This window comes from Leptolyngbya sp. CALU 1928 (assembly GCF_056784215.1).
In genome coordinates this window covers 2,507,485-2,533,411 of sequence record NZ_JBXBCE010000001.1, presented here as the reverse complement: position 1 = coordinate 2,533,411, position 25,927 = coordinate 2,507,485, and the positions used below count along the sequence as shown (strand labels likewise).

Here is a 25,927-nt window from a genome sequence, read left to right as displayed (position 1 = left end):
GTTTTTAGAGTGCAATGCGTGAAAGTTCCTAGTCAAAAACTACGCCAACTTTTTAGCCAGAGTATAAGCCAACAGCGTCAGAAGATTCAGGCATTCTGAGAAGTATGGAACGCCACCCCAGCGGCTCCAAGGTTCAATCCCCCCTTGATTAACAGGAACTTCATCATGACTGTCTTATTGCCTGCTCGTTACGCTAAGGTTGTCTCCGCCACCTCTGATCTCGCGGGTTACTGCCCCACAAATCCTAGCTACTTGCAAATAAGAGCGCGGGTGAATCGGCTGATTGATCGCTACCTCTCGATCGCTATTCTCAGCGATCGCTTGTCTGATCTCCCCACTCAGTTCACGATGCCGCATACTCGCCCGTGGGAACCGATCCACTGGAAAGGGATTAGCGCGGATCAGGTGATTGGCGTTGATCCAGCCCTGTTTGCCATGATCGTCGCGGGTGCCACAGAAATTGAAGCCCCGATTCGCGAGTACTCTCAAGAAAGTTGGGATTATCTAGAAGCGGTACATCCCCAGATGGCATTCTTTATGGGCGGCGACTGTGGTGCCGATAGCTCCATCAAAACCATGGGCGTATGGGAAAAAGAAGAGCGGCAACATGCCCCCACCTTTCGCAAGATCTATCAGCAGTTGACGGGCGAAAAACTTCAGCCCAAGCCAAACTCCGTTGCGGGTTATCAGCCCAACGGCGATCCGTGGAATGCGGTATATCATCACGTTCTCAGCCGAATTACGACGGAATGGAGTGCCGCCGCTGTCTATCTCTGGCTGATGGCGCATTCTACGGGCGACTTGCAGCAGGCGATCGCCCAACCCCTACAAGACGAAGTGAACCACCTGGCAAAATTCTGGGGCTTTAGCCGCTGGGCATTTGCCGAGCCGTTTTACCTCAAAGCAAAAGGCTCAACGCACAACTTGTTCAAGTTACTCAAGCATCACCAAGACGAACGAACCCACAGCGACGATCTGTTGGGCATAGAGCAACTCGCCCATGGGGTTGAACTCACCTTTACCCTGATGCGCGTCATGGTGCGCCTGCATAGTTGGGATCAACAGCTTAGCCCCATCCTCCTAGAATCCCTGCTGGGAGCTTCTCCATTCGATACTTTCTCCCAACTTTCCGCCTAAATCATTCACTCTAACCCTTTATTTAAAACACTCCCATGGCAAAGCTTAATGCGTCTCAAGCTCACAGTCCCGCCTGGATCTTTCAGGCATGGGCATCATTCACCCTCTCGATTACGGCAACCACCCTGGGCATTTCGTATATGCCGGGAGATGGCTGGATAAAAGGCTACCTCGGTATGGGTTTACTCTTTTCCGTAGGGTCTACGATTAGTCTCTCAAAAACCATCCGGGATGTCCATGAGTCGAAGCAGTTACTCTCGCGGGTCGATGAGGCAAAGCTAGAAAAGCTTTTGGCAGAATATGACCCTTTCAAAAAGTAAGGATGATGATGATCTTGTCGATCGCTATTAAGCCAGCGCTATTAAGCCAGCCAGCGAATGAGTCATCCTGTGGAGATTGACTAGCGCCACTACCGCGATGGATCGAGCAAGACTTTCCCAATGTTTTTACGTTGCTCGATCAACAGGTGGGCTTCTCTAACTTGAGACATGGGAAAAATGCACTCAGGATGCACGACTGGCTTTAATTGGTTTTCGGTCATGTAGTCAGTCATGCGCTGCCAAATGGGGGCGATCGCCTCCCGGTGATCTTCCAGCAAAAAGCCAACATGCAGGGTCATGAAGCCTTGAGACTTTAGATCAACCAGGCGAATATGGGGCAGTGCTTTCCAGGCGCGATACCACGAAACAGGGTTCCAGCGATCGACGCGAATGCTAGAGGCTCCAATCGTAACCAGCTTGCCCAAAGGCGCTAAACTGGCGAGGCTGCGACGATAAACCTCTCCACCGACGCTTTCTAAGATGAAGTCGGCTTTGCCAGCTTGGGCGATCGCGCGATCAAAATCGGCATAGCTGAGCGGCATGGCTCCTAGCGATCGCACATAGTCCATTTTGGCGGGGGTGCTGGTGGTGGCGTAGACTTGCATCCCCCCAGCCACCGCAAGCTGAATTGCCGCTGTGCCCACGCCGCCTGCGCCAGAATGAATCAGGGCAACTTCCCCAGAGCGAACTCTGGCTAATTCAAACAGCGCCACCCAAGCGGTGAACCAATTGCCACATAAACAAGCGAGTTCTGGAAAATCCAGGGCATCGGGAGCAGGCAGGAGCGAATCCGCGGGCTGCACAATTTTTTCGGCATAGTTGCCACCTTTAGCAGCCACCACCACGCGATCGCCCACTCGTAATTTCTTCACCTGTGCCCCAACCGCCGCCACAACCCCGCTGCTTTCTAGCCCCAAAACGTAAGGCAGTGGATTTGACCAGTTATATAACCCTTGGCGAGACAGAATATCGGCATAGTTGACTCCGGCATAGCGAATATCAACCTGCACATCACCTTCTCCAAGCATGGGATCAACAAGATGACTCACCTCTAAAACATTGACTCCGCCTGTTTTTTCCAGCAGTACTGCTTTCATGGTGTTTGATTCTTCAAAAATTTGTACTTTGAAAAAAATCTCTACTTTGCTGGATAATATGGAGTGCTAAAATGTCGTGAACTTCAGCATAATCTGCGGTAGCAAATCTGGCTACGACAGTATATACTGAGGCGTTCTATTAAGGGCTATAACCACTAGGAGGGTTTTATTGCTGAGCCACTAACCTTGACTGTAAGCTTGCGAGGCACACGCGATGTCAAGGACGATTATCAACTATTTCGCCTTACAGGTCTTTTGGATGCTTTCTCTGAGCCAAAATTCCGTTCTGTTTTTACTCAATGTGTGGAAGAAGGACCCAAGCACTTCATTTTAGATCTATCCAAAATTGATTTTATTGATAGTTCTGGGTTGGGTGCGTTAGTCCAGCTAACAAAAAAGGTTCAAACTGCTGGCGGCACCCTACAACTCGTCACCAATCCTCGTGTCACGCAGACCGTGAAGCTTGTTCGATTGGAGCAATTTTTATCGCTTCAAGGTTCTGTGGAAACGGCGATCGAAAATCTCAAATCCAAGTAGTTGCAGCAGGAATGACTGATCGCTAAACGCTGCCAAGGAGATTGAATTTCTCACTCATCTGGCGATCGCTTTAGTTCTCATCTAGATCATTTCTTGACTGTCTTTCCATGGATTACCGAGTTTTTTGTCGGACTCTATTGCGCCATTGTCTGAAGCAGCTTGCTTTACTTTTATTTGTTGGAATTGCGGCGCTGGGTCAGTTTGCGTTTTCTGCAATTCCAATGAGTGCGGTGGGCTTTGTTAATGAAACGTCTGCGATCGCAGCACCCGTGTCTACTTCTAACAAACTAGCTCAGGATATCCCTGCCATGAGTGCTGTTCTTTCCTCCAATCAACTCGATGCGGCATTAGGTCAGCTAGAGGGTTGGAACATTGAAAATGGTAAACTGCACCGTCAATATCAGTTTCCGTCGTTTGTGGAAGCCTTTGGATTCATGTCGAGTCTGGCGCTGGTTGCCGAATCCATGGGACATCATCCCGAATGGTTGAATGTCTACAATCGCGTCACCATTGACCTGACTACTCACGATGCTGGCGGCATCACTCAAAAAGATGTGGATCTTGCCAAGAAAGCGAATGAGTTGGCAACGTAAAAAACTGGATGTGAAGAAGACTCTTTCTTTTCACAGAAACAATACAGTGGCTCCTAGCGATCGCTGGTAGAATAACCGCAACTCTACCACTCTGGTTATTGATCATGCCGCTGAGCCTGTCGCACCGCTTCGCCCATGCCAGCGCTGCTGTTTTCGCTATCCTCTTTTCCCTCCCCGTGCAAGCGCAAATTGTGCCCGATGCAACTTTGGGGACTCAAGCGATCGGTGCTTGCGGTGGGGCAGGTGGCACTTGCGTAATCATCAACGGCTCATTGCGCGGCAGCAACCTGTTCCATAGCTTTCTACAGTTTTCCTTGCCGAATGGGGAATTTGCTCCATTCATCACCAATCCCGCCATTCAAAATGTGATTGTGCGAGTTACAGGTGTAGGGAAACCTTTTATCTCCAATATCAACGGCACGATTGCCACCAGCAACCCCGCTAATTTCTTCTTGCTTAACCCGAATGGGATCGTGTTTGGTCCTAATGCTCTGATCTTTGTGGGTGGATCTTTCCTGGCAAGCACAGCAGAGCGGATGCTGTTTCAAGATGGAACAGTGTTTAACACCCGTGATCAGACTGTAGCCCCATTGTTGACGGTGAGTGTGCCGATTGGCTTGCAGCTTGGACAGACACCGGGAAATATCCAGATGCAGGGGACGTTTCTCTCGGCAGGCAATACGGACAGATTCAGTGACTTTGCTCTCGTAGGTGGCGATGTCACGCTGGATGACTCAATCGTTCTTGCGCCGGGGCGACGGGTGGAGTTAAGTGGAATCGGTGCAGGAGGCAGCATTGGACTAAATGTGAATGGGAATAGGTTGAGCCTCAGCGTTCCAACAGATGTGATCAGGGCAAATGTACGTCTGACTAATAGGTCTCAAGTACGGGTTGAAGCAGGTCAAGGTGGCACAATTGCTGTGAATGGTCAGAATATCCAACTGTTAAATCAGAGTCTTCTAAACTCAGGAATTGCCCAGGGAACAGGCAGTTTAACCAGTCAATCAGGCAATATAACTCTCAATGCAGTTGGTGAAATTCTTCTTGACCAGAATAGCTTGGTTCTTAACAATGTCGGACGCAATTCAATAGGCAATGGTGGCGCGATTGATGTTCAAGCCAACTCACTCGTATTCACGAATGGTGGACAGTTTGGCGCTGCCACTTTTGGGAAAGGCAACGGCGGAGATGTTGCGGTTCGTGCCCAATCAATTGCCGCAGATGGTGGAAGTAACAACTTCAGGAGTGGCATCTTTACCAATGTAGAGAGCAGTGGAGAAGGTAATGGTGGCGCGATTGATGTTCAAGCCAACTCACTCACATTCACGAATGGTGGACAGTTTGCCGCCGCAGCTTTTGGAAAAGGCAATGGCGCAAGTATTTCGATTCGTGCCCAATCAATTACCGCAGATGGTGAAAGTAATAGCTTTAGAAGCGGTATCTTCACCAATGTAGAGAATGGTGGAGAAGGTAATGGTGGCACAATTGATGTCCAAACCAACTCACTCATATTCACAAATGGTGGACAGTTTGCCGCTGCAACTTTCGGGAAAGGAAATGGTGGAAATGCTTCGGTTCGTGCCCAATCAATTGCCGTAGATGGTGGAAGCAATAGCTTTAGAAGCGGTATCTTTACCAATGTAGAGAGCAGTGGAGAAGGTAATGGTGGCGCAATTGATGTTCAAGCAAACTCACTCGTATTCACAAATGGTGGACAGTTTGCCGCTGCAACTTTTGGAAAAGGCAATGCAGGTAAAATTCAAATCGCAGTAAGTGACTCGATTAAGATTACCGGAACGGACAGCAGAAGTGGATATTCCAGTGGTGTGTTTACCAATACATTTTCTGATTTTGAAGGTGGCAACATCACGATCAATGCAAATCATCTAGTTGTTTCTGATGGTGCTGTTCTCAATGCCCAAACCCGCTCTGACGGAGCCGGGGGAAATATTCTACTTAACGTTCGCGCAGTTGAACTTCAACGTGGTGGACAATTGCTCAGCACAACTGAAGGTAACGGACGCGCAGGGATCATCAATATCAATGCAACCGAGCAAATCACTTTGTCAGACCGTGATCCAACGTTTGCTATTCGTTTTGCTCAATTTGGTAGAACAGTTGCTCCAGTTACTCAAAACAGTGGTATCTATGTCCGTTCTACAGGTAATGGTGCCTCTGGCAATATTGAAATCAATACCCCCATTCTTCGTCTTGATAACCAAGCTCAAATCAACGCCCAATCTGCTACAGGTGATGGGGGCAACATTACTCTTAATGTCCGCGATCTTCTGCTGATGAGGCGGGGCAGCCAAATTTCGACCACAGCAGGAAGTGAACAATTTGGTGGCAATGGCGGCAACATCACCATCAATGCACCGAGCGGATTTATTGTGGGGGTGAAGGGCGAGAACAGTGATATTACGGCGAATGCGTTTACGGGTAGCGGGGGTCGGGTTAACATTACTACCCAGGGAATTTATGGATTGCAGTTTCGTCCAAGGCTAACAGAGTTTAGCGATATTACTGCCAGTTCTACTTTTGGCGTGAGCGGAGTTGTGGCGATTAACACGCTCGGCATTGATCCGAGTCGCGGGTTGCAGCAATTGCCAGGGGGCTTAGTCGATCCCTCTAACCGGATTGATCAAAAATGCGCGGCGGGGAGTGCGTTTCGGCGGAGTTCGTTCACGGTGACGGGGCGGGGTGGTTTGCCAGAGAATCCATTCGACCCATTGCAGAGTGGGGAAGGCACTGCAACTTGGGTCGAAGCGAGCACGGATAGTCCTCAGCCTTCAAGCCTCGAAACGTCCTCACCGCAACACTCTTTCACCCCACCACTCTTGATTGAGGCGGATAGTCTGATGATGGACAAAGATGGTAGCGTTCAGTTGGTGGCAAGTCGATCAATCGCAGCGCCTGATAGCTCCTGGCATTTACCTTCCTGTGATTTGGTAAAGGAACGCGATCGCTGATCTCAACTCCACACTCTCAAAGCCGTTGAAAGACCACAGACAAATTATTTGCAGGCATAGGAATAGTTTTTAGTAGCGTCAGGCTTTGCGCCTCAGCCACGGCAATCACCTCTTCCAAATCCCGCACGCCCCATTCAGGATTTTGCAGTCGTAGACTCTGATCAAATTGAGCATTGCTAGGGGCAATGTGATCACCGTTCTGCTTGAAGGGACCATACAAATATAAAACGCCGCCTGGGGGCAAAATTCGCTCTGCACCCGCCATCAATCCTAAACACGCCGCCCAGGGCGAAATATGAATCATGTTGATGTTGACGATCGCCCGAATCGGCTCAGCCCTTTTTATTTCATCCTGCTCCACTGTCCAAACGCGATCGCGCACATCTAAAAAGATGGGTGGATGCAGGTTGTCTGACGGCAGTTCTTCTTGCCATGCAGCAATGCTGGCACGGGCGATCGGGTTTGGGTCAGACGGTAGCCAGTAAAGCGGTTGCAGCCGTGGGGCAAAAAACACCGCATGCTCTCCCGTGCCGCTGGAAATTTCTAGCACTGTACCCGTAGGTGGTAAAACCGCTTGCAACACTGCCAAAATTGGCTCTTGATTACGCAGTGTTGCTGGAGAATGTTGTCGGGCATCTAGAGGAGCAGGCATGAAGTCAGGAATTAAAAAGCTTTTCCATTGTGCCCTACTGGATCATTTCTGTAATTAGCGCTTTATTCAGCAATGACGCTTGAATCACGGCGCATCCCAAATAATAGTGCTATCAATGCCCCAAACACAAAACCGCCAGCGTGCGCCCAGTAAGCAATCCCGCCGCTTTCCATACCGATGTTGGTGCGAACTTCTAAACTGGCAAAGCTATAGAGTGCCTGTTGCAAAAACCAAACGCCCAAAAAAACAAAAGCAGGCACTCGCAGCGGGAAGACGGACACGATGGTAAGGATTTGCACGAGGGGAAAGCGGACAATGTAAGCGCCCATAACTCCCGCGATCGCGCCACTAGCTCCCAACGATGGCAATGGCGACATCGGCGCAAAAAACCATTGGGTCAAGCTTGCCAACACGCCGCAGGTCAAGTAAAACACCAGAAAACGAGTATGCCCTAGTTCATCTTCCACGTTATTGCCAAAAATCCAGAGAAATAGCATGTTGCCAAACAGGTGTAGCCAGCCGCCGTGAAGAAACTGCGAGCTAATCAGGGTCGTCAGTTCAGGAAGCTCTGCCCGTGCCCCAGGAGCGCCCTCAAAACTGGCGGTAAGCTGAGCCGGAATCACCGCTGCCTGATAAAAAAAGCGTTCTAGCTGAGGTTGAGACAACGTGAGTTCGTACAGAAACACCAGTACGTTTAATGCGATGAGGGCATAGGTGACGTAGGGGGTCGTTTTGCCGGGATTATCGTCGCTAATGGGAAACATCTAACCAATTAGTCAAAAGAATTTTTATTAGCATACAGGGCAATGTTCGCCAGCTTTAAGAAAATCCATCTAAAGGCAGAAAAGCGATCGCGGCAGAGCAACTTTTGATCCTCAATAGCCATATTTTGAAGAGAGTTAAGAAACAAAAGTGATCAAATCAACAGATCTCCAGGGTTCCAAGCTCTTTAATCATAGGAACTGCGATCGCCATTCCATTTAGAGTGAGTGCTTTTTGCAAGTAAATTTTTACCTGTGGTGTGAGTGAGATGTGATGATAACCAAACTTTTTTTGAGTATCCTGGGCGCAACCGTGGCGCTTTTGGGTAGTGAGTTGCTAGTTGCAATGCTCGCGATCGCAGAGAGCCGCGACCCAGTGCAGGAGGAGGAATCCAGTGCAGACATAGAACAGGTGACCTCTGTTTCTCAGCTAACGGATGTTCGCCCTACGGATTGGGCATTCCAGGCACTACAATCGCTAGTTGAGCGCTATGGCTGCATTGTCGGCTATCCCGACAAAACCTTTCGCGGCAACCGTGCTCTGACTCGCTATGAATTTGCAGCAGGACTAAACGCTTGCCTAGATAAGATTCAAGAATTGATCGCCGCTGCCACCGCTGATTTTGTCAAAAAAGAAGATCTGCTGGTCTTGCAAAAATTGCAAGAGGAGTTTGCGGCTGAACTCGCTGCTCTGCGGGGGCGTGTGGATGCCCTCGATATTCGGACGGCGACTCTGGAAAAACAGCAGTTCTCGACGACGACCAAGGTTCATACCGAACTCCTCACCTATGTGGCAGATGCGTTTGGCGAAGATGCGGGTCGAAGCAACAACACCAACTTTGCTTATCGTCTGCGCCTCGATTTTGACACCAGCTTTACCGGCAAAGATCGCCTGCGAACTCGGTTGCAATCCACCAACCTACGCAAGTTTGATATCAGCGGCAACCTGTCAGATGAAACTCGCTTCCTTGCCACCAGCACCGACTCTAACAGCGAAGTGACCCTGAATCGGCTTCAATATCGGTTTCCGGTGGGCGAAAAATTGACTGTGTTTCTCGATGCAAATTCGATCGATCCGTCGATTGTGACTGATCCGATTACGCCCTTCAATGACCAGGCAACCGGATCAACGTCCAACTTCGCCCAGATCAATCCAGTTTGGTTTCCAATCGGCAACCAAGCGGGGGCTGCCATTAACTATGCCATTAGCCCCAACTTCCAGCTTGACTTTGGCTACCAGGGTGAAGGAAGCCCCAACAACCCTCAGTTTGGCTTGTTTAATGCGGGTTACAGCGCCTTTGCCCATCTGATTTTCTACTCCGGCACCTTCAAACTGGGCTTTTTCTATATCAACTCCTACTCGCCAGAGTTTGGGGTCGATACCCTGGCTGGCAGCAATGCGGCAAAAGTGATCGGAGCGGGTCCTGTGGTGGGCAATGGCTATAGTATTGAGACAACCTACCGCATCACAGACTGGTTTGAACTGGGTGGGTGGGTCGGTCTGACCCAAGCACGGGCACTCGGCAGTGGCACTAAGGGTGATGCCAGTATCTGGAACTTTGCGGTCAATTTTGCCTTTCCCGATTTGGGTAAAAAAGGCAACTTGGGGGGGATTGTGTTTGGGATGCAGCCCCGGCTAACGGGCACCAGCAATGGGGTATTTGCCAGCGCGATCGGATTGCCTAATGGACAGCGGGAAGATCGGGATGTGGGCTATCACCTTGAAGCGTTCTATCGCTACCAATTGACGGATAATATCTCGATTACGCCCGGTGTCATTTGGCTGACGGCTCCTGACCACAATAGCCGCAATCCTGATGCGGTGGTGGGGGTGATCCGCACCACCTTTGCGTTCTAATGTTTTAAGGCGCGATCGCCCCTGGTCTCAAATCTACCTAAAGTAAGTCCGCTAAGAATTGTGCCAGTGGATCTGCAATCTGAGGCGATCGCGTGAAATTTGCCTACTGTATTGATAGTCTATTTAACCCAACGCCCCATTGATAAGGACATTAAGTTTAATGAAACGCCGATCGCTGCTAACCCTTCTATTTACAACAACCGTTGCCGTCAGTGCCTTGACAAGCTGCGAACCACCCCAACCAGGGCAAAACACGACCTCCAGCAGCGGCAAAAAGGTGCTGATCATGGTGACATCGCCCGACTACCCGCCTTACCAGTTCTACGACACCGCCAGTGGAGATCGTAAAATTGTCGGCTTTGATATCGATATTGCCAACAAAGTTGCCGATGAACTGGGGTTTGAACTAAAGATTAACGAGTCGGACTTCAACGGCTTGATACCCGCTCTGCAAGCAAAACGGGCTGATTTTGTCATGGCAGGCATGACCCCTACGCCCGAACGCAAAAAGAACGTTGATTTTTCCATCATCTATTTCGAGGCGAAGAACACCATCATCGCGCCTAAAGCCAGCAACCTGACGACGACTAAGGATCTGGAAGGCAAAACTGTGGGTGTGCAGTTAGGCTCTATTCAAGAAGGCGACGCGAAGAAAATTGCCGCCAAGGTGCCGGGGATGAAGGTGAAGCAGCTTAACAAGGTGCCCGATCTGATTCAAGAGATTAAATCTAAGCGGATTGATGCCGCGATCGTCGAAGATACGGTTGCTAAAGGCTTTACTGATTCCAGCCCTGATTTGGCATTTACCGTGATTCCGCCGGAAGGTCCTTCTGGTTCTGCGATCGCCTTTCCCCAAGGGTCGCCTTTGGTCACAGATTTCAACAAAGTGCTGGAAAAAATGATCGCCAGTGGCGAAATCAAAACTCTCTCGGCTAAGTGGTTCGCGAAAAGTGCCCCATCCGCACCCGCCGCATCGCCCGCTGTAGCCCCTTCTGGCGCAATGTCTCCCGTACCAACCAAGTCACCCTAATCGTGAAAGTGTTTTATATCGTGCTTCAGCTAACCTACCGTGAGGACTCGTGTCTTGAGATTGACTGCTTCAATGCCTGTTCGATCGCGCTGGGCGATCGTCGCGCTGCAAACGTTCCTGGTGATTGTCCTGGCAGGGAGTTTCGTCGCACAACCGCTACCTTCTATCGCTCAAGATGCTCAAGAGCCGTCTATCGCAGCGATCGCGCCTTTATTTAGCGATGGGAGTCAGGGGGCGATCGCCCAAGTCCCTGCGCCGTCACCCGCCGATGCGCCCGCCTCTAGCCGGGGATTTGATCTCGATTTCAGCCGGATTGCCCCCGATATTCCCTTTATTCTGGCAGGTATTCCGGTCACCCTCGCTTTCACCCTTTCGTCTGTTTTCCTAGGCTTAATTTGGGGATCTGTACTCTCCCTTTGCAAAATTTCGGGGATAAAACTGCTCCAGTGGTTTTCATTTGCCTACACCACCATTTTTCGAGGAACCCCACTACTCTTGCAGTTGTCGTTGGTTTACTTCGCCACGCCCCAGTTAACGGGCTACAACATCTCGCCCTATCAGGCAGGGGTGCTAACGTTCACCCTTAACTCTGGGGCTTACATGTCTGAAACCATCCGCGCAGGCATTCAGGCGGTAGATAAAGGGCAGGCAGAAGCATCGCTATCCTTAGGCGTTCCTTACTGGATGATGATGTGGGATGTGATTATGCCCCAAGCGTTGAAAAATATTCTGCCTGCGCTGGTGAATGAAACGATTAGTTTGCTGAAAGATTCCTCGCTAGTTTCCACAATCGGAGTCGTTGAAATTCTGCGAGCCGCGCAAATTGTGGGTGCCAACAAATACATTTACTTCGAGCCGCTGCTGTTTGCTGGCTTGATCTACTACATTTTGGTGATGGGGCTAACCTACTCTGCCAGTGTGCTAGAGACGCGCTTAAGACGTAGCGAGTAACGCAGTAATCCGAGCGAAAGCTGCGCCATAGTCGCCATAGACATCCTCTTAACCATTTAGATCAGGAATTAAATCATGAGTGAAACCATTGTTAAAACAGAGGGGCTGTACAAGTCGTTTGGCAACCTGGAAGTCCTTAAAGGCATTTCCACCGAAATTCGCAAGGGTGAAGTGGTGGCGGTGATTGGTCCTTCTGGCTGTGGTAAATCAACGCTGCTTCGCTGTATGAACCTGCTGGAAACGCCCACGAAGGGGCATATTTACTTTAAGGGCGAAGATATCACCGCACCCAAGACTAATATTTCCAAGGTGCGGCAACATTTGGGCATGGTGTTTCAGCATTTTCATCTGTTTCCCCACATGACGGTGCTAAAAAACGTCACCTATGCCCCGACCAAAATCTCTAAACTATCCTCTGATGCAGCTAGAAAACTGGGCATGGATCTGTTGGAGAAAGTGGGGCTAGAGGAAAAGGCAGACGTGTATCCGTCTAAACTATCGGGTGGACAAAAGCAGCGAGTGGCGATCGCCCGTGCCCTGGCAATGCAACCCGACGTGATTTTGTTTGATGAACCGACCTCGGCGCTTGATCCTGAAATGGTGCAAGAAGTATTAGAAGTAATGAAAGGCTTGGCGAAAACCGGAATGACGATGGCGATCGTCACCCACGAAATGGGGTTTGCTCACGAAGTCGCCGATCGCATTTGGTTTTTGAACGAAGGCTGCTTGGCAGAAGATGCCGAACCCGATACGTTTTTTAGCAATCCCCAATGCGATCGCGCTAAGCAATTTCTAGAAAAGATGCTGTAGAACGTAGATGAAATAAAGGTGTCGGGTGTCAGGTATCGGGTGTCAGAGAAGAGGGAAAAGGGAAGAGGGGATCAAAACTTAGAACTCCCAACTCCGAACTCCGAACTCCCAACTCCGAACTCCGAACTCCGAACTCAAAACTCCGAACTCAAAACTCAAAACTCCGAACTCCGAACTCCGAACTCCGAACTCCGAACTCCGAACTCAAAACTCTGAACTCCGAACTCAAAACTTTTGAATTCATCCACCTGGGGCTTTCTGGAAAAAACCTGACCTGCAACAATAGAAAGGAAAAAATTGTATAAGGCTACTGCGGGTGAGTTTTACTATTGAGCAGGTTTTAATTCCGGTGGATCAGGGCTATGAAGAGGTGACCGTCCAGATTGTGGATGGGCAAATTGCTGCGATCGCCCCCAACTTAGCTGTGGTAGGAACCGCGATCGACGGTCGTAATAAGCTGTTGCTTCCCGGTTTCGTCAATGCTCACACGCACTCTTCCGAAATGTGGCAGCGCGGCATAATTCCGCCTTACCCTCTGGAGCTTTGGCTGGCGGAACTATATGACTTTACGCCGCTTGATCCAGAACAAATTTACCTGAGCGCTCTGGGAACTGCTGTTGAAACCTTGCTCACCGGGGGAACGACCGTTGTGGATCACCTGGTGCTGATTCCGGGTCAAGAGTTGGAAACGGTGGCAGCGGCAGTTCGAGCCTATAGAGAAGTAGGCATTCGCGCTTTTGTCGGTCCGCTAATTCAGGATGAAGTGTTGGAATCGGGGATTCCCTGTGGTGGCACAAAACCAAAGCACTCAAACTATTTGAGATCGACAGCGGCAACGTTAGAGTTTTTGCAGGAGGCGATCGCCCAATTTCATCGTCCGACCGAAGGGATTTCGATTATGGCTGCACCCACAGGCGCTCAGTTGTGTTCCGATGCGCTGTTTGAGGGCTGTGTGGAGTTGAGCGATCGCCACAATCTTTGTCGGCACGCCCATCTGCTCGAAACCAAAGCGCAGAAACTCTTGGCGCACGAAAAATATGGCTGTAGTGCCGTTGAACATTTGAAACAACTGGACTTTCTCAGTCCTCAAACCTCTCTCGCCCACTGTGTTTGGCTGGATGAACACGACATTGATATTCTGGGAGCCACTCGTTCTACCGTTGTTCACAATCCCTTAAGCAATTTGCGGTTAGGCAGTGGGATTGCGCCAATCTTAAAATATCGTCAAGCGGGTATTAATGTTGCTTTTGGCTGTGATGGTGCTGCCAGCAATGATTCGCAAGATGTGTTAGAGGCGATTAAAATTGGCACGATTTTGCACAACGTCACCGATTTAAACTACACCCACTGGATTACACCACGCCAAGCCGTAGAGATCGCATCCTTAGGAGGCGCGACTGGGCTAGGTATGGCAAGTGAAATCGGATCCCTAGAAGTCGGTCAACAGGCAGACCTGGTACTGTATGACCTGATGAATTTGTCATTGTTGCCTCGCACTGATCCGATTGGGCTGCTGGTGTTGGGTCGCCCGACTCAGGTCGTAGACAGCGTTTGGGTAAAGGGCGATCGCGTGATTGCAGCCGGGAAACCGACGCAGATCAACTTGGATGAGTTGCGATCGCAATTATTTGACCGCAGTCAATGGTCAGTCAACCGCAAATCTCCCACCGTGCAACAGGTAGAATCCCACTATCGCGCAGTGATGCAGCTACCTATTTTGGAGTAGGCTGGGAAATTACTCTACGCGCTAAAAAGACATACGCTAATATATGGTCTGACTTATCCCATTGCCTGTATATCTATGATTGTGACGCTTGAGGAAATCAATTACTTTCGGACCGATCTCTCAGAGTATCCTGACGCGTTAATTGCATTGGATGTTTTGGAAGATTGTGAAGGCGATTTAGACGATGCCGCGATTGCCCTTGCTATTCAATGCGGTCAGCAACCCGATACCTCCGATCGCTGGATTGATGGACTCGCCAAACGGTGGCGGCATATCATTTGCCAACCCGAGCTGAAAGAACCTTTTGAAGATGGACTCAGTGGCGATGTTTTGGCAGCCTTAACCACAAATACTGATTTGCCGATTAAGCTGGCAACGCCCGTCGCAATTTATGTGATTAAAGTGGGTGCTAGCAACTTTTGCAAGCCGCTAGCAGAGAAACTATAGAGCGATTATTCTTCTGGAAAGGCGCGATCGCTGACTTCTTGGGCAAACGCTTGAACTGCGCCCGTAATCGTTTCTCGTAAATTGACATAGGCTTTTGCAAACGGGGGCTGACGAGTTGAGAGTCCCAACAAATCAGCAGTGACTAACACCTGTCCATCGCAATGGTGCCCCGCGCCAATCCCAATGGTGGGAATAGCAAGCTTTTGGGTAATTTGTTGGGCAAGCTCACTGGGAATATGTTCTAAGACAATCGCAAAAGCTCCCGCCTGTTCTAGGGCGATCGCCTCTGCCAAAATTTCTTCTCCTGCGGATTGTGAGGTTCCTTGCTGTCGATAGCCCAGTCGATGCACCGATTGCGGAGTCAGCCCCACATGCCCCATCACGGGAATACCGACTTGCACCAGTCGCGCCACTGTTTCAATCGCGATCGGGTTTCCGCCTTCCAGCTTCACCGCTTGCACTCCAGTCTCTTTTAACAGCCGACCCGCAGAGTGTAATGCCTGCTGCACACTTTCTTGATAGGTCATAAAAGGCAGATCGCACACCAGTAAAGCTCTCTGTACCCCACGCCGCACTGCTTTCGCATGATGCACCATCTCATCTAGGGTGATCGGCAGAGTCGTGTTGTATCCCAAAGCCACCATTGCCAAGGAGTCGCCAATCAAAATCAGATCGACTCCAGCTTCATCCAAGACCGTTGCTAAGGCAAAATCCCATGCGGTCAGCGCCACGATTGCCCGTCCTTGCTGTTTCCACTGTCCAATTTGCTGCGTTGTTACTGGCATTAACCCATCTCAAGCCCTATATTTTCTAACCCTACCCTGCTTTCAGCGATCGCTGATTAATCATCTCGTCGAAATCTCTGCTTCCAGCTATTTTCATCCCTGTCCTTTCACAGTTAAACCCTTCAGATTTTGCTACATATATATAGATAAAAAACCTATGAAATCGATAAGTAAAATACAGACACTTTTGATTTAGCGAAAAAATGACTTAGTTGAATGCTTTTGAATTACCCCACCTTTAGCACTTTAAATCCAAAATCGAAACTCTTCGAGGACTGAAGCCGAGTCAAATTAATTTAATCTGAAAAAGGTATAAGTCATCAGATGAACATTGATTGCAAAATTTTCAATTTATTCAGCGTCTCAAGCAAGTATTAAGAAAAGCTATCAAAGTCTATATAAGATAAGAAAAAGTTAAGCGCTAGCCGATAGTGTATTAAAAAAGGTAATTTAGCCAATGGTTCAGGTTGTTTTAGTTCATCCCCAAATTCCACCCAATACTGGCAATATCGCTAGAACCTGCGCAGCAACAGACACAGAGCTACATTTGGTTGGACCGCTGGGCTTTGAAATTAGCGATCGCTACCTTAAACGCGCAGGCTTAGACTATTGGCCCTACGTAAACTTGACCTACCATTCCTCAATTGAAGACTTTGAAAAGTTTTCTCGGCAGCCAAATAGTCGATGGATTGGTTTTAGCACCTCAGGACGATGCAGTTATATTGAGTTTGAATTTCTACCATCTGACTGGTTACTCTTTGGTAGTGAAACTGCGGGGCTACCCAGAGACCTACTGCAAACTTGCACAGAAGCTGTTTATATTCCCATGGCTCAGCCCCAAGTCCGTAGCCTAAATCTCTCTGTAAGCGTTGCTATTGGCTTGTTTGAAGCACGGCGGCAGTTGGGATTGATGCAATAGTGGCACACTATTATTGCAGTTCATCATTCATCGTGATCTGTACGGCAGAATATCGCTGTTACGGCATTAACTTTATATCGCTGAGAACAACTCAAACAATTTATATCTATTCAGCACTCCATCTATATATGTGCATCTATGTATGAATAGAGCGCCATGTGCAACTGGTCTTAAGCTCCGTAACCATACGAAATCCCTTCTTCTCATAGAAAGCATGGTTGCAACAACGACAATTAGTTGAAGACTGCCTTGCATAAGGGCGTGACGTAAAGTCTAGAAATTAAGATTTGATTTGGAGGCTTAAACACTAGAACTAGCGCACTTGCCACTAAACTCCCTCGATCTGAGAGGCTCTGGTCACTTCATTTCCCCAGAATTATGGCTAGAGAGCTGATTCAGATGAATTTGCCCAAACCCTAAACGCCCAGGTTGCAAGTATCTTGAAAAATTTCTGAGCTAGCTTAAATAAAAAGGCGATTGGAGAATTTCAAGATCAGTCTTTCATGCTACGGATTTACTACGAAACAATAAGAAATTTCTATAGTTCCTTAATACTTTCGCCGAAGTGAGCAATTGGTGCTTCAATGTCCTTTCCAATTCCTAAAAGGTAAAGGCAGCAAGCTTTTTGATTGCCTATGCTCAAATTTAGGATTTGGACGCAATAAAATGTGTTGCTTGCGTCTATGGTACAGTTCAGTGTCTTAAGAGGCAAAGCGATCTAGAGCACGATCAACTTTGCTGTGGATTGGTGAGGAGTGTTGGTTATTTGGATATTTGAGTCGTTTCCACAAGGTACATTCTTGTTTTTTTGCGCCTGCTTTTTTGATTGTTGGGTTGATTGGGTATGAGGTTTCTACAGATTTCTGTGGATCTCGAATGTATGGATTGCTTTAAACGCGTCAGCTTAAATCTTTTTCTGGTGTTGTTAGCGTTCCAAAGTTCCCTGCCCGTGTGGGTTTAATCTTTACTTTAAATTTTTAATGTGAGGATGAACTTGTCTAAATTCAAAAAGCAGGGTAATCTTGCCTAAGTGTATTTGCCATGTGTGATCTGGATCGCTCTTAGGTGTGATTTAAGTTGTTAGCACAGGGTGGATTAATGGCTCAAAGACAGTTAAGCGCTGGAAGTTTAGGAGGTCGTTTTTTGAGACGAACATTTCCGCAGAAGGTTAAGCCTGGTCCTTCCTGTATGAACGAGCACGAAGAAACAATGGCTCAAGCAAAGCAGGCTATCCCAGAAACTAATCGCCGAGTTCGGACTTCGGCAGCAATGATTGGTCTGGCAATTTCAATGGGGGCTTATGGTCTGCCAATTTCTCGCCAAGGAGATAGCGCTGTTGCAGCAGAGCCTCTTCAAAATGAACCTGTAACTTCGGCATCTTCAGATTCTTTAGAAGCGGCTGCGCTTCCACCCGGTTCTGAGACGACTGAATCATCCATCTCCAGAGGCGATCGCAAAGCCACTCATACGGTTCAGGAAGGTCAGACTCTTTGGGATGTTGCTAAGTTCTACGAAACCAATGCCAAGTTAGTTGCACTGGCAAACGGTCTCTCTGTCGATGCAGTTCTTCGGGTGGGTCAGGTTCTGATTGTTCCAACCGATGGTCGGCTGGCGCAAGTATCTGGTACTTCAGATTCAGCTACTTCGCCCAGTTACTACGGTCCTATCTCTGTTCAGGCTCCAACACCTGAATCTCAAGCTGATTTGGCAAACAGTAAGGACTTAGAAGATAAGCAGCATAAGGCGCTTGAAAACCTTAAGCAAAAAACCAAGAGTTTGCAGAGTGGTTTGTCTGCACTCAGTTCTAAGAAATATCAAGCTATTCCTCAATCAGCACAACCAGACTCCAAGGTAGAGCCGCAGGTTCAAACAGTATCCACGCTGCCCATTACTCGTGTTGCTGGTAGCTCTGAGCAAGTACCCACACCAAGCCAATTAGGATCGTCAGATAGTCGGCAGTCAGTGGCGTTTCGCTCTCCTGTGAACACTCAGCTTCCAACGCCTGCTGTTCAAGATAGTAAAGCTTCTTCCTATCAGATTGCTTCTGGAGATACGCTTGCCGCGATCGCTCGCATTCATAATATCTCTGTGAAGCAGCTAGCGGAGGCAAATCGAATTGCCAACCCAAACTATATTTTTGTCAATCAGACGCTAATTATTCCCCCTTCTCAGAGTTCTGTTGAGCGCTCGGAATATCAGGGTTCGATTGCGTCGGTTCCAGTTGCATCAACTATGGCAAGTGCTTCATCTACTACTGCCCTACCAAGCTCGGCTGCAACTTTCGTGCCAGCGTCTTCCGCCAGAGCGTCAGTTGCTGCAACGTCTTTTTCTGGCAAGAGTCAGCTTGAGCCAACAAGCGAACCTGAGTCTAAGTTAGTGCGTTACAACCATGTTGAAAATCTCAGGCAGGAGATCGATCAACTCCGACAACGCTACCAAACCCAAACACTTCGCCCCCAAACACCTGCACTCATAGAATCCAAAGTTGTAGTTGCTGCAAGTGCATCAAGGAGCAACTATACTTCTGGCTTGAGCGATCGAGTTAATCCAGAGTTTCGCTCTGATAGAACTGCTACTTTAAGAACTCAGTTGAGAGAAATGCGTAGTCGAATCAAGGTGGATTCCTCTACTCAAACCAACTCGTTACCTCAGCAAACGATGCCAGTTCAAAGTCGGACGCAAATCATGGCGGTTGCACCGCTTGGCTCTGAAAGCTACGATCCACTATTGCAGTCTCAGATCGGTAAAGCGGTATCCCCTGAATTGCCTTCCTTGGGAACTAGCGAGTCCTATTTGCCTGGAGCCAGTGAACGCTTAGATGGTTTTGTTTGGCCCACAAAAGGAGTTTTAACGTCTGGCTTTGGCTGGCGTTGGGGACGGATGCACAGAGGCATTGATATTGCAGGTCCTGTTGGGACACCCATTTTGGCAGCCGCAGATGGTGTAGTTGTCACTGCTGGCTGGAATTCAGGTGGCTATGGCTATCTTGTAGAAGTCCAACATCCAGATGGCAGTTTAACGCTGTATGCCCATAACAACCGGGTCTTAGTTCAAACGGGTCAGCAAGTTACCCAAGGACAGCAGATTTCAGAAATGGGAAGTACTGGCTACAGTACCGGTCCTCACCTTCACTTTGAGATACACCCCTCAGGAAAAGGTGCTGTCAATCCTATGGCGTATTTGCCTCGCGGCTAGTTTGATTGAGCTAGCAGCAGAGTAAAAGGGAGATTCTTCTCCCTTTTACTCTTAAAATTACTGGCTGGATTCAATCATTATTTTGGTATTGATTTCAGTTATACTACTTTAGTAAAGTGTCTAATTTAAGGCTCAGTAGCTCAGTGGTAGAGCAGGGGACTCATAAGCCCAAGGTCGCAGGTTCAAACCCCGCCTGAGCCATTCAAATACTCGTCTTTATAACCATAGCGCTGTTGATATATATCTTTGATTTTGGGCAAGGCAGAATTGAGATAAACCGATTGTAAGCCGCCTATTGTACCTGAAGAACATCGTTCTCTGTAAGCAGTACCGCAGCGATCTCACAGTTTGCCATAAGATTTCTATGTTAGGTCAGCAATCAATAACAGTCGCACGATGGTTTTTCCCAATGCAACATTCACTTCACTGAGATAGCCAAAGCAGTAAACAAAATCAAATACAGCTATCTCTTCAAAGCTTGTACTGAAGAAATAGCTGTATTACTTTTAACGAAAAAACGCTTTAGCGATCGCTGAAGCTAATAAAGCTATTCTTCTGCTCCATTCATTAAACGCTGTAAGAGTTCTAATCCTTTCTTGACCCTACGGGATACTGTCACAGCGCTGATTCCTAAACGCTCTGCGGTTTCTTTCTGGGTTAAATCATGGAGGAAAACAAATTCCAAAATTTGGCGGGTTCGCTTTTCTAAATGTGCTAGTGACTGTTGCAACCGGATCTGATCTTCTTGAGCAAGTTGAAAACTACGATACTGAGTATCTGGAACAAGCTCTCCTAAAGAAGCATTACCGTTTTCCTCATCGCCGATGGGCGCATCCAAGCTAAGCACAGAGCGATTTTGACACGCCAACTTGATTTCTTGCCATTCTGATGTAGAAATTTTCAATGCTTCAGCAATTTCAAAATCATTAGGCTGACGATTCAACGTGACCTGCAACTCTCGTGAAATCCAAATTGCTTGCCTTTGAAGTGCTTGCCAGCGACGTGGAATCCGAACAGAGGGACTTTTATCGCGTAGATAATGCTGAATTTCACCTCTAATGTATGGAATAGCAAAAGAGCTAAAGGCGTGACCTTTAGAAATATCAAACCGTTCGATCGCTCGAATCAAACCAATACTACCTACTTGTAGCAAGTCTTCGTAGCTCTCAGTGCATTGGTTGATCCAATGATGAGCTTCTCTTCTAACTAGCCCAAAATTGATTTCTACTAAACGATTTCTAAGTTGAGGGGAAGGAACCTTTTGATAATCTCGTAAAAGCTGTAAACTTTCACTCTTTAGTTCATAATTGGCGATCGTAGGCATGACGAGTTTCAGTGGTAGAGCATTAAACTTAGAACTATTGATCAGTACACTTAACCAATTCACTTGTAGAGTAGAGCCATATTATATAGATAACAGCCTAAACTGCTAACCATAAACGCTTCCACACACTTTAAAGTTTTTAGTCAGTGGCTTTTAGGCAATGAATAGAGATTCAAGCTCAAAGCACTACTTAAAACGGTTCTATACTTGCATATGTCTAACTTATTTGTTAAAACAGCTTTCTGGCAATAGCATTTTTACGGAAGCCTATCTTTCTAAGTTATCTAAAACCTAGAAAAGATTCATTAAGAAGCTACTTTACGAAATGAGTATATGAGAGTTAGCGGAAGGCATCTGAAGCTAATAGTTTTTGATTTCTGTAAAATTATGGAGTATGAAAGAAAGCTTAAAGTCAGGGAGGGATAGTCCTCCCTGACTTTAAGCTTTGAATTGCAAGAACTCGCGTCATTTAGCAATTTAGAGCATTCAGCTAGTCTCTCGAAAACTAACCAGATCAGGTAGTAGATTCAACCCGTGCATAAAATAATCCACGGATTTTGACATCTTTGGCAGCATGAGAACCCATATCTGTCTCAGAGGGTTGAATACTTTCAAAATTACCAGCAACTTCACCGGTTGAACTATCGACCTTAGTGATTTGGAGCGAAATCTTGCCTTTATCAAGCTGAAAACGCTTCACATTTTCCTTCGCAAGTTCTTCACTATCTGCCTGAGCCGGCAGAGCTACCGCATTATCATACCCAGAGGTCAAACCCCGACCTTTTGGATCTAAAAAGTTAGCAGTTCGGTAAGATGGCACTTTGAACTCACCCTCAAAATCGGTAGATGCGCTAATTGCTGACAGTCCTGGTTGAGTGGTTGCAACAAGTTCTTTAATGGTAAACAAGAAAGGAACTCGTTCACCTCCAGGAAGCTGTACTGTAACAGCTTGAAAGTCAATTCCATCTTCTTCGATAAAGGTAACACTGCCATCTGAATTAATCTTCAGTTTGCCTTGCACAGAGTCAATTGATGACGTGTACCGAGTCATTAACTTAGTAGCAACAAACTCAGCAGACTGACGCTTGTTAACACTTTCTTCTTTGACAAAGAAAGTAGTGGGCTGTAGACACAAGCTGGTCAAAGAATAAGACTTATTGGTTTCTAAAGGAATCGAACCCCGGCTAGTTTCGCTGAGTTGAGGACAAGAGTTTGCCAGACCGGTTCCTCTAATCTCATCATAAGTTAGCGATTCTTTGCTTGAAGCAGGGCTATCTGTACAAGCAGTCAAAACACTAAGACAAATTGCCAACAGGGCAACAATCAGTGTGCGGTACCTCATAAATAACCTCAATAACGTTAATTTAATCCGTGGAATTATCTCTGGTTTTTCTTGAAAACAATCTGTTCATTGAACAAGTAAATAAGCCAGAAACTTTGAGAAAAACGTTTTTATCTCAAAAAGCTAGAGAAAAAGTCTGATTTATCAGCAGCTTGGGTCACTAAACAAGTTAACCTGTTTCCAATCTAGCCAGCCCATACTCACTAAAAATTGTATGGGACAAAGTAATACACTTTTGTAGCTATAACTCAGTCAGCTTCGGCTCAAATTGAGATGCCTAGAGACTCCATCAACAGTCATGAATCTTTTGGTTCATCTAGGGGAAAATAATTAATCACAAAGCCACTTACGAGTTCACCTTATGAGCAGTCAGGAAATCCCTAAAATCAATCTTGAAGAAAGTCTTCAATCTATTAGACACATAACTTGGGCGATCGCTCAAGAGAATCAGGGCGACAGCCTTTCCCTTTTAGCAATCTTAAGATTGTTGGAGCAAGTCCACCAAGAAATCCGCGATGGCTTATTTCAGCAATCTCTTCCTGACAATCGACAATCTCTATACAAGCTGCTGAGGGACATAGAAAGCAAAGGAGGCTGGCCTTATATCTACCGTATGAGACTGCAATCAATCATGGAGAGAATGGATTTAGAAGAAGAGGCAACAAATATAAATTTGGACTCCTCAAAACCTTCCTCTTCCGAATGGATTGAGCCATTTAGCTAAAAACTGAAACCAACTAAAAACTACAGCATTTCAGCCAAAATCAGCATTTCAGGGCGGAAAACCATAGGGTAGATAAGAACAGTCGGACTAACAAAAAGCTGCTGGGTCTATAGCCCTTTACTTGCCCTCACTGCTTGCCCTTTACTTGCCCTCACTGCTTGCCCTCACTGCTTGCCCTCACTGCTTGCCCTCACTACTTGCCCTCACTACTAGTTGTTTGAATATACAAAATCAGTAGGAAAACAGTAGGAACCAGAACAAACAAGATCGTTGCTATGAACCCAAGGTCGTTGACCTGCATACGCTTAACCCTCCCTATAATTCGCGATCGCCGATTGTTACCAGAATACCATTGCCCATGGTCATGATTAACCAATGGTAAATACAATCACACCGAGTCAATCACACTGAGCCTAAAAGATAACAAAGCCATTTTGATTACAGTGACGCTAGAACTAAGGCTTAGTCTTGACTGCCACCGACCCATGAACGGTCGTTTGGCAAGCAAGACGATAGCTTTCTGGCTTTTTACGAAGCTTTTTACTCTCCACATCTGTTCTAGGCGAAAGATTTTCCATCCCTTCTAAAATTTCTACAATGCAAGTGCCACATTGCCCATACCCACCGCAGTTCATCATCTTGCCAGTAAAGGTATACAGATCAATGCCATTCTCAAGCGCTCTAAATCTTAAGTTTGCGCCATCTGCCGCCACGATTTCTTGATTTTCTTTGACAAACTTGATAGTCATCAGTTCACCTAACTGTAGTAGCTTTGATAGCCTTAATTGGAAAACGGTTGCAAAGCCAAAACTCAATATAAAACATAGACATGTATGTCGAAAAATTAATCTATGCTAAAAAAATTAGAACTTTTCAAACAAAACGCTTTGAGTACCGTTACGAAGCGTTAGGTTGCTTGCAATAGCCTTAAATACTAGTTTACACTTCGTTATACCTTTTCATTTTACAAACGCCCTTCTAGGGCTGTGTATTGGATAAACTGCCAAGTGCAGCACCTGAAGGATGTTTTTTTTGATTAAAGACTGTCTTAAATAGATTTACCAAGGAGACAGCACTTTAATAAAATGCAAAAAGAGACATCAAGCAGAATTGATCTAACTACTAAGGAGAGGCGTAATCAATGGGGCTACCCTGGTACCGTGTACATACCGTCCTAATCAATGATCCAGGACGGTTGATTGCTGCTCACCTAATGCATACTGCCTTAGTAGCAGGGTGGGCAGGTTCGATGGCGCTTTATGAACTTGCTATTTTTGACCCCAGTGATCCTGTGCTAAACCCAATGTGGCGGCAAGGAATGTTTGTCCTTCCCTTTATGACTCGTTTGGGCGTCACAGGTTCTTGGGGCGGTTGGAGTATTACTGGCGAGTCTGGCGTTGACCCAGGCTTCTGGTCGTTTGAAGGCGTAGCGGCTGCCCATATTGTTCTTTCAGGATTGCTGTTTCTAGCAGCCTGCTGGCATTGGGTTTATTGGGATTTGGAGCTTTTCAGAGATCCTAGAACAGGCGAACCCGCTCTAGATTTACCCAAAATGTTTGGGATTCACCTATTGCTGTCCGGACTGCTTTGCTTTGGGTTTGGAGCCTTTCATCTAACAGGGCTGTTTGGTCCTGGAATGTGGGTTTCAGATGCTTATGGTTTGACTGGCAGCGTTCAGCCCGTTGCTCCTGAATGGGGTCCATCGGGTTTCAACCCGTTTAATCCAGGTGGCATCGTTGCTCACCATATTGCTGCGGGTGTTGTGGGGGTAATTGCTGGATTGTTCCATTTGAGTGTTCGTCCTCCTGAGCGTCTCTATAAGGCTCTACGGATGGGGAACATTGAAACGGTGTTGTCTAGCAGTATTGCTGCTGTCTTCTTTGCAGCTTTTATTGTTGCTGGCACCATGTGGTATGGCAACGCAGCGACTCCGATCGAACTGTTTGGACCAACCCGTTATCAATGGGATGGGGGATACTTCAGACAAGAGATTGAGAAACGCGTCCAAGCAGATTTAGCAGAGGGTGCAAGCCTGCAAGAGGCGTGGTCAGCTATCCCTGAGAAGTTAGCATTCTATGACTATGTAGGTAACAGTCCAGCGAAGGGCGGTCTGTTTAGAACAGGGGCGATGGATAAGGGCGATGGTATTGCCCAAAGTTGGTTAGGACATGGAGTATTCACGGATCGAGAAGGACGCGAACTCAATGTTCGTCGTCTGCCGAATTTCTTTGAAAACTTCCCCATTGTTTTGACTGACAAGGATGGGGTTGTACGAGCCGATATTCCATTCCGTCGGGCAGAGTCGCGATACAGTTTTGAGCAAGCCGGTGTCAAAGTTGATTTTTACGGCGGGCAGTTGAATGGGCAAACTTTCTCTGAACCTACAGAGGTTAAGAAATATGCTCGTGCGGCTCAGTTGGGCGAATCGTTTGACTTCAATCGCGAAACTTTAAACTCAGACGGTGTATTCCGCACTAGTCCCAGAGGGTGGTTTACCTTTGGTCATGCGGTTTTTGCACTACTGTTCTTCTTTGGTCATATCTGGCATGGCACCCGGACTCTGTTCCGAGATGTGTTTGCTGGGATTGACCCAGAACTATCTGAAGAACAAGTTGAGTGGGGCTTCTATCAGAAGTTGGGTGATAAATCCACTCGTCGGAAAGAGGCTATCTAGACAAATTAGTCTACTGAGGGGGAGTGGTGGATTTACGGAGCTAAGTCACCATTCCCTTTTCTCATATAGAGTGTAA

At 47.3% G+C, this 25,927-nt stretch carries 23 protein-coding genes and 1 tRNA gene; 16 read left to right on the top strand and 8 right to left on the bottom strand.

Going from position 1 to position 25,927, the window contains the following annotated elements:
- Window positions 1-165 precede the first annotated feature (165 nt).
- Both AC1S5B_RS11750 and AC1S5B_RS11745 read left to right on the top strand, forming a co-directional pair.
- Window positions 166-1,137, top strand: coding sequence for a ferritin-like domain-containing protein (locus AC1S5B_RS11750; RefSeq protein ID WP_482035860.1), 972 nt, complete (start codon window positions 166-168; stop codon window positions 1,135-1,137).
- Between the two features lie 35 nt (window positions 1,138-1,172).
- Window positions 1,173-1,457: a YiaA/YiaB family inner membrane protein gene (locus AC1S5B_RS11745; protein WP_482035859.1), complete on the top strand. Its 285-nt coding sequence runs from the start codon at window positions 1,173-1,175 to the stop codon at window positions 1,455-1,457.
- An 89-nt stretch (window positions 1,458-1,546) separates the two neighbouring features.
- Here the strand turns inward: AC1S5B_RS11745 and AC1S5B_RS11740 are convergent, their stop codons facing one another.
- On the bottom strand, window positions 1,547-2,554 hold the full coding sequence (locus AC1S5B_RS11740; RefSeq protein ID WP_482035858.1) for a quinone oxidoreductase family protein: 1,008 nt from the start codon (window positions 2,552-2,554) through the stop codon (window positions 1,547-1,549).
- A gap of 186 nt (window positions 2,555-2,740) precedes the next feature.
- Here AC1S5B_RS11740 and AC1S5B_RS11735 point away from each other — a divergent pair, with 186 nt between their 5' ends.
- The 3 genes from AC1S5B_RS11735 (at window position 2,741) to AC1S5B_RS11725 (ending at window position 6,653) form a co-directional block, all read left to right on the top strand.
- Window positions 2,741-3,091, top strand: a complete 351-nt coding sequence (locus AC1S5B_RS11735) for an STAS domain-containing protein (RefSeq protein WP_482035857.1) — start codon at window positions 2,741-2,743, stop codon at window positions 3,089-3,091.
- A gap of 107 nt (window positions 3,092-3,198) precedes the next feature.
- Complete coding sequence (locus AC1S5B_RS11730; protein WP_482035856.1) at window positions 3,199-3,684, top strand: 4a-hydroxytetrahydrobiopterin dehydratase; 486 nt, start codon at window positions 3,199-3,201, stop codon at window positions 3,682-3,684.
- Window positions 3,685-3,788: 104 nt separating this feature from the next.
- Window positions 3,789-6,653 (top strand): two-partner secretion domain-containing protein, encoded by a 2,865-nt coding sequence (locus AC1S5B_RS11725; RefSeq protein ID WP_482035855.1) that lies wholly within the window; start codon window positions 3,789-3,791, stop codon window positions 6,651-6,653.
- 16 nt (window positions 6,654-6,669) lie between these two features.
- Here AC1S5B_RS11725 and AC1S5B_RS11720 read toward each other — a convergent pair whose 3' ends face one another.
- Window positions 6,670-7,305 carry a DUF938 domain-containing protein gene (locus AC1S5B_RS11720; RefSeq protein WP_482035854.1) on the bottom strand — a complete coding sequence of 212 codons (636 nt, stop codon included), beginning with the start codon at window positions 7,303-7,305 and terminating at the stop codon, window positions 6,670-6,672.
- A 62-nt stretch (window positions 7,306-7,367) separates the two neighbouring features.
- On the bottom strand, window positions 7,368-8,069 hold the full coding sequence (locus AC1S5B_RS11715) for a rhomboid family intramembrane serine protease (RefSeq protein ID WP_482035853.1): 702 nt from the start codon (window positions 8,067-8,069) through the stop codon (window positions 7,368-7,370).
- Window positions 8,070-8,340: 271 nt separating this feature from the next.
- Between AC1S5B_RS11715 and AC1S5B_RS11710 the strand changes: the two genes are divergently transcribed.
- From AC1S5B_RS11710 to AC1S5B_RS11685, 6 genes are all read left to right on the top strand, one after another.
- Window positions 8,341-9,924: an iron uptake porin gene (locus tag AC1S5B_RS11710; protein WP_482035852.1), complete on the top strand. Its 1,584-nt coding sequence runs from the start codon at window positions 8,341-8,343 to the stop codon at window positions 9,922-9,924.
- 160 nt (window positions 9,925-10,084) lie between these two features.
- Window positions 10,085-10,954 (top strand): transporter substrate-binding domain-containing protein, encoded by an 870-nt coding sequence (locus tag AC1S5B_RS11705; protein ID WP_482035851.1) that lies wholly within the window; start codon window positions 10,085-10,087, stop codon window positions 10,952-10,954.
- Window positions 10,955-11,008: 54 nt separating this feature from the next.
- Window positions 11,009-11,905 (top strand): amino acid ABC transporter permease, encoded by an 897-nt coding sequence (locus AC1S5B_RS11700; RefSeq protein WP_482035850.1) that lies wholly within the window; start codon window positions 11,009-11,011, stop codon window positions 11,903-11,905.
- 75 nt (window positions 11,906-11,980) lie between these two features.
- A complete protein-coding gene (locus AC1S5B_RS11695) occupies window positions 11,981-12,715 on the top strand; it encodes an amino acid ABC transporter ATP-binding protein (protein WP_482035849.1) in 735 nt (244 codons plus the stop codon).
- Window positions 12,716-13,031: 316 nt separating this feature from the next.
- Entirely contained in the window at window positions 13,032-14,441 is a 1,410-nt protein-coding gene (locus tag AC1S5B_RS11690; RefSeq protein WP_482035848.1) for an amidohydrolase, read from the top strand.
- Window positions 14,442-14,516: 75 nt separating this feature from the next.
- Complete coding sequence (locus AC1S5B_RS11685; RefSeq protein WP_482035847.1) at window positions 14,517-14,888, top strand: hypothetical protein; 372 nt, start codon at window positions 14,517-14,519, stop codon at window positions 14,886-14,888.
- Between the two features lie 5 nt (window positions 14,889-14,893).
- Here AC1S5B_RS11685 and panB read toward each other — a convergent pair whose 3' ends face one another.
- Window positions 14,894-15,673, bottom strand: a complete 780-nt coding sequence (gene panB / locus AC1S5B_RS11680; protein ID WP_482035846.1) for a 3-methyl-2-oxobutanoate hydroxymethyltransferase — start codon at window positions 15,671-15,673, stop codon at window positions 14,894-14,896.
- 457 nt (window positions 15,674-16,130) lie between these two features.
- Between panB and AC1S5B_RS11675 the strand changes: the two genes are divergently transcribed.
- The 3 genes from AC1S5B_RS11675 (at window position 16,131) to AC1S5B_RS11665 (ending at window position 19,988) form a co-directional block, all read left to right on the top strand.
- On the top strand, window positions 16,131-16,592 hold the full coding sequence (locus AC1S5B_RS11675) for a tRNA (cytidine(34)-2'-O)-methyltransferase (RefSeq protein ID WP_482035845.1): 462 nt from the start codon (window positions 16,131-16,133) through the stop codon (window positions 16,590-16,592).
- A gap of 1,209 nt (window positions 16,593-17,801) precedes the next feature.
- The gene (locus tag AC1S5B_RS11670; protein ID WP_482035844.1) at window positions 17,802-19,787 is read left to right on the top strand and encodes a peptidoglycan DD-metalloendopeptidase family protein; all 1,986 of its coding nucleotides are present in this window, start codon (window positions 17,802-17,804) and stop codon (window positions 19,785-19,787) included.
- Between the two features lie 129 nt (window positions 19,788-19,916).
- Window positions 19,917-19,988: transfer RNA gene (locus AC1S5B_RS11665), tRNA-Met, on the top strand.
- A 346-nt stretch (window positions 19,989-20,334) separates the two neighbouring features.
- On the opposite strand, the gene AC1S5B_RS11660 is transcribed toward AC1S5B_RS11665, so the two are convergent.
- Both AC1S5B_RS11660 and psbO read right to left on the bottom strand, forming a co-directional pair.
- Window positions 20,335-21,111, bottom strand: coding sequence for an RNA polymerase sigma factor SigF (locus AC1S5B_RS11660; RefSeq protein ID WP_482035843.1), 777 nt, complete (start codon window positions 21,109-21,111; stop codon window positions 20,335-20,337).
- Window positions 21,112-21,625: 514 nt separating this feature from the next.
- The gene (psbO, locus tag AC1S5B_RS11655; RefSeq protein WP_482035842.1) at window positions 21,626-22,453 is read right to left on the bottom strand and encodes a photosystem II manganese-stabilizing polypeptide; all 828 of its coding nucleotides are present in this window, start codon (window positions 22,451-22,453) and stop codon (window positions 21,626-21,628) included.
- Window positions 22,454-22,814: 361 nt separating this feature from the next.
- Between psbO and AC1S5B_RS11650 the strand changes: the two genes are divergently transcribed.
- A complete protein-coding gene (locus AC1S5B_RS11650) occupies window positions 22,815-23,177 on the top strand; it encodes a hypothetical protein (RefSeq protein ID WP_482035841.1) in 363 nt (120 codons plus the stop codon).
- A gap of 193 nt (window positions 23,178-23,370) precedes the next feature.
- On the opposite strand, the gene psbM is transcribed toward AC1S5B_RS11650, so the two are convergent.
- Together psbM and AC1S5B_RS11640 are read right to left on the bottom strand one after the other, a co-directional pair.
- A complete protein-coding gene (gene psbM, locus AC1S5B_RS11645) occupies window positions 23,371-23,478 on the bottom strand; it encodes a photosystem II reaction center protein PsbM (protein ID WP_482035840.1) in 108 nt (35 codons plus the stop codon).
- 154 nt (window positions 23,479-23,632) lie between these two features.
- A complete protein-coding gene (locus AC1S5B_RS11640; RefSeq protein WP_482035839.1) occupies window positions 23,633-23,926 on the bottom strand; it encodes a 2Fe-2S iron-sulfur cluster-binding protein in 294 nt (97 codons plus the stop codon).
- A 392-nt stretch (window positions 23,927-24,318) separates the two neighbouring features.
- On the opposite strand from AC1S5B_RS11640, the gene psbB reads away from it, so the two are divergent.
- Entirely contained in the window at window positions 24,319-25,851 is a 1,533-nt protein-coding gene (gene psbB, locus AC1S5B_RS11635; protein WP_482035838.1) for a photosystem II chlorophyll-binding protein CP47, read from the top strand.
- The last annotated feature ends 76 nt before the right edge of the window (window positions 25,852-25,927 follow it).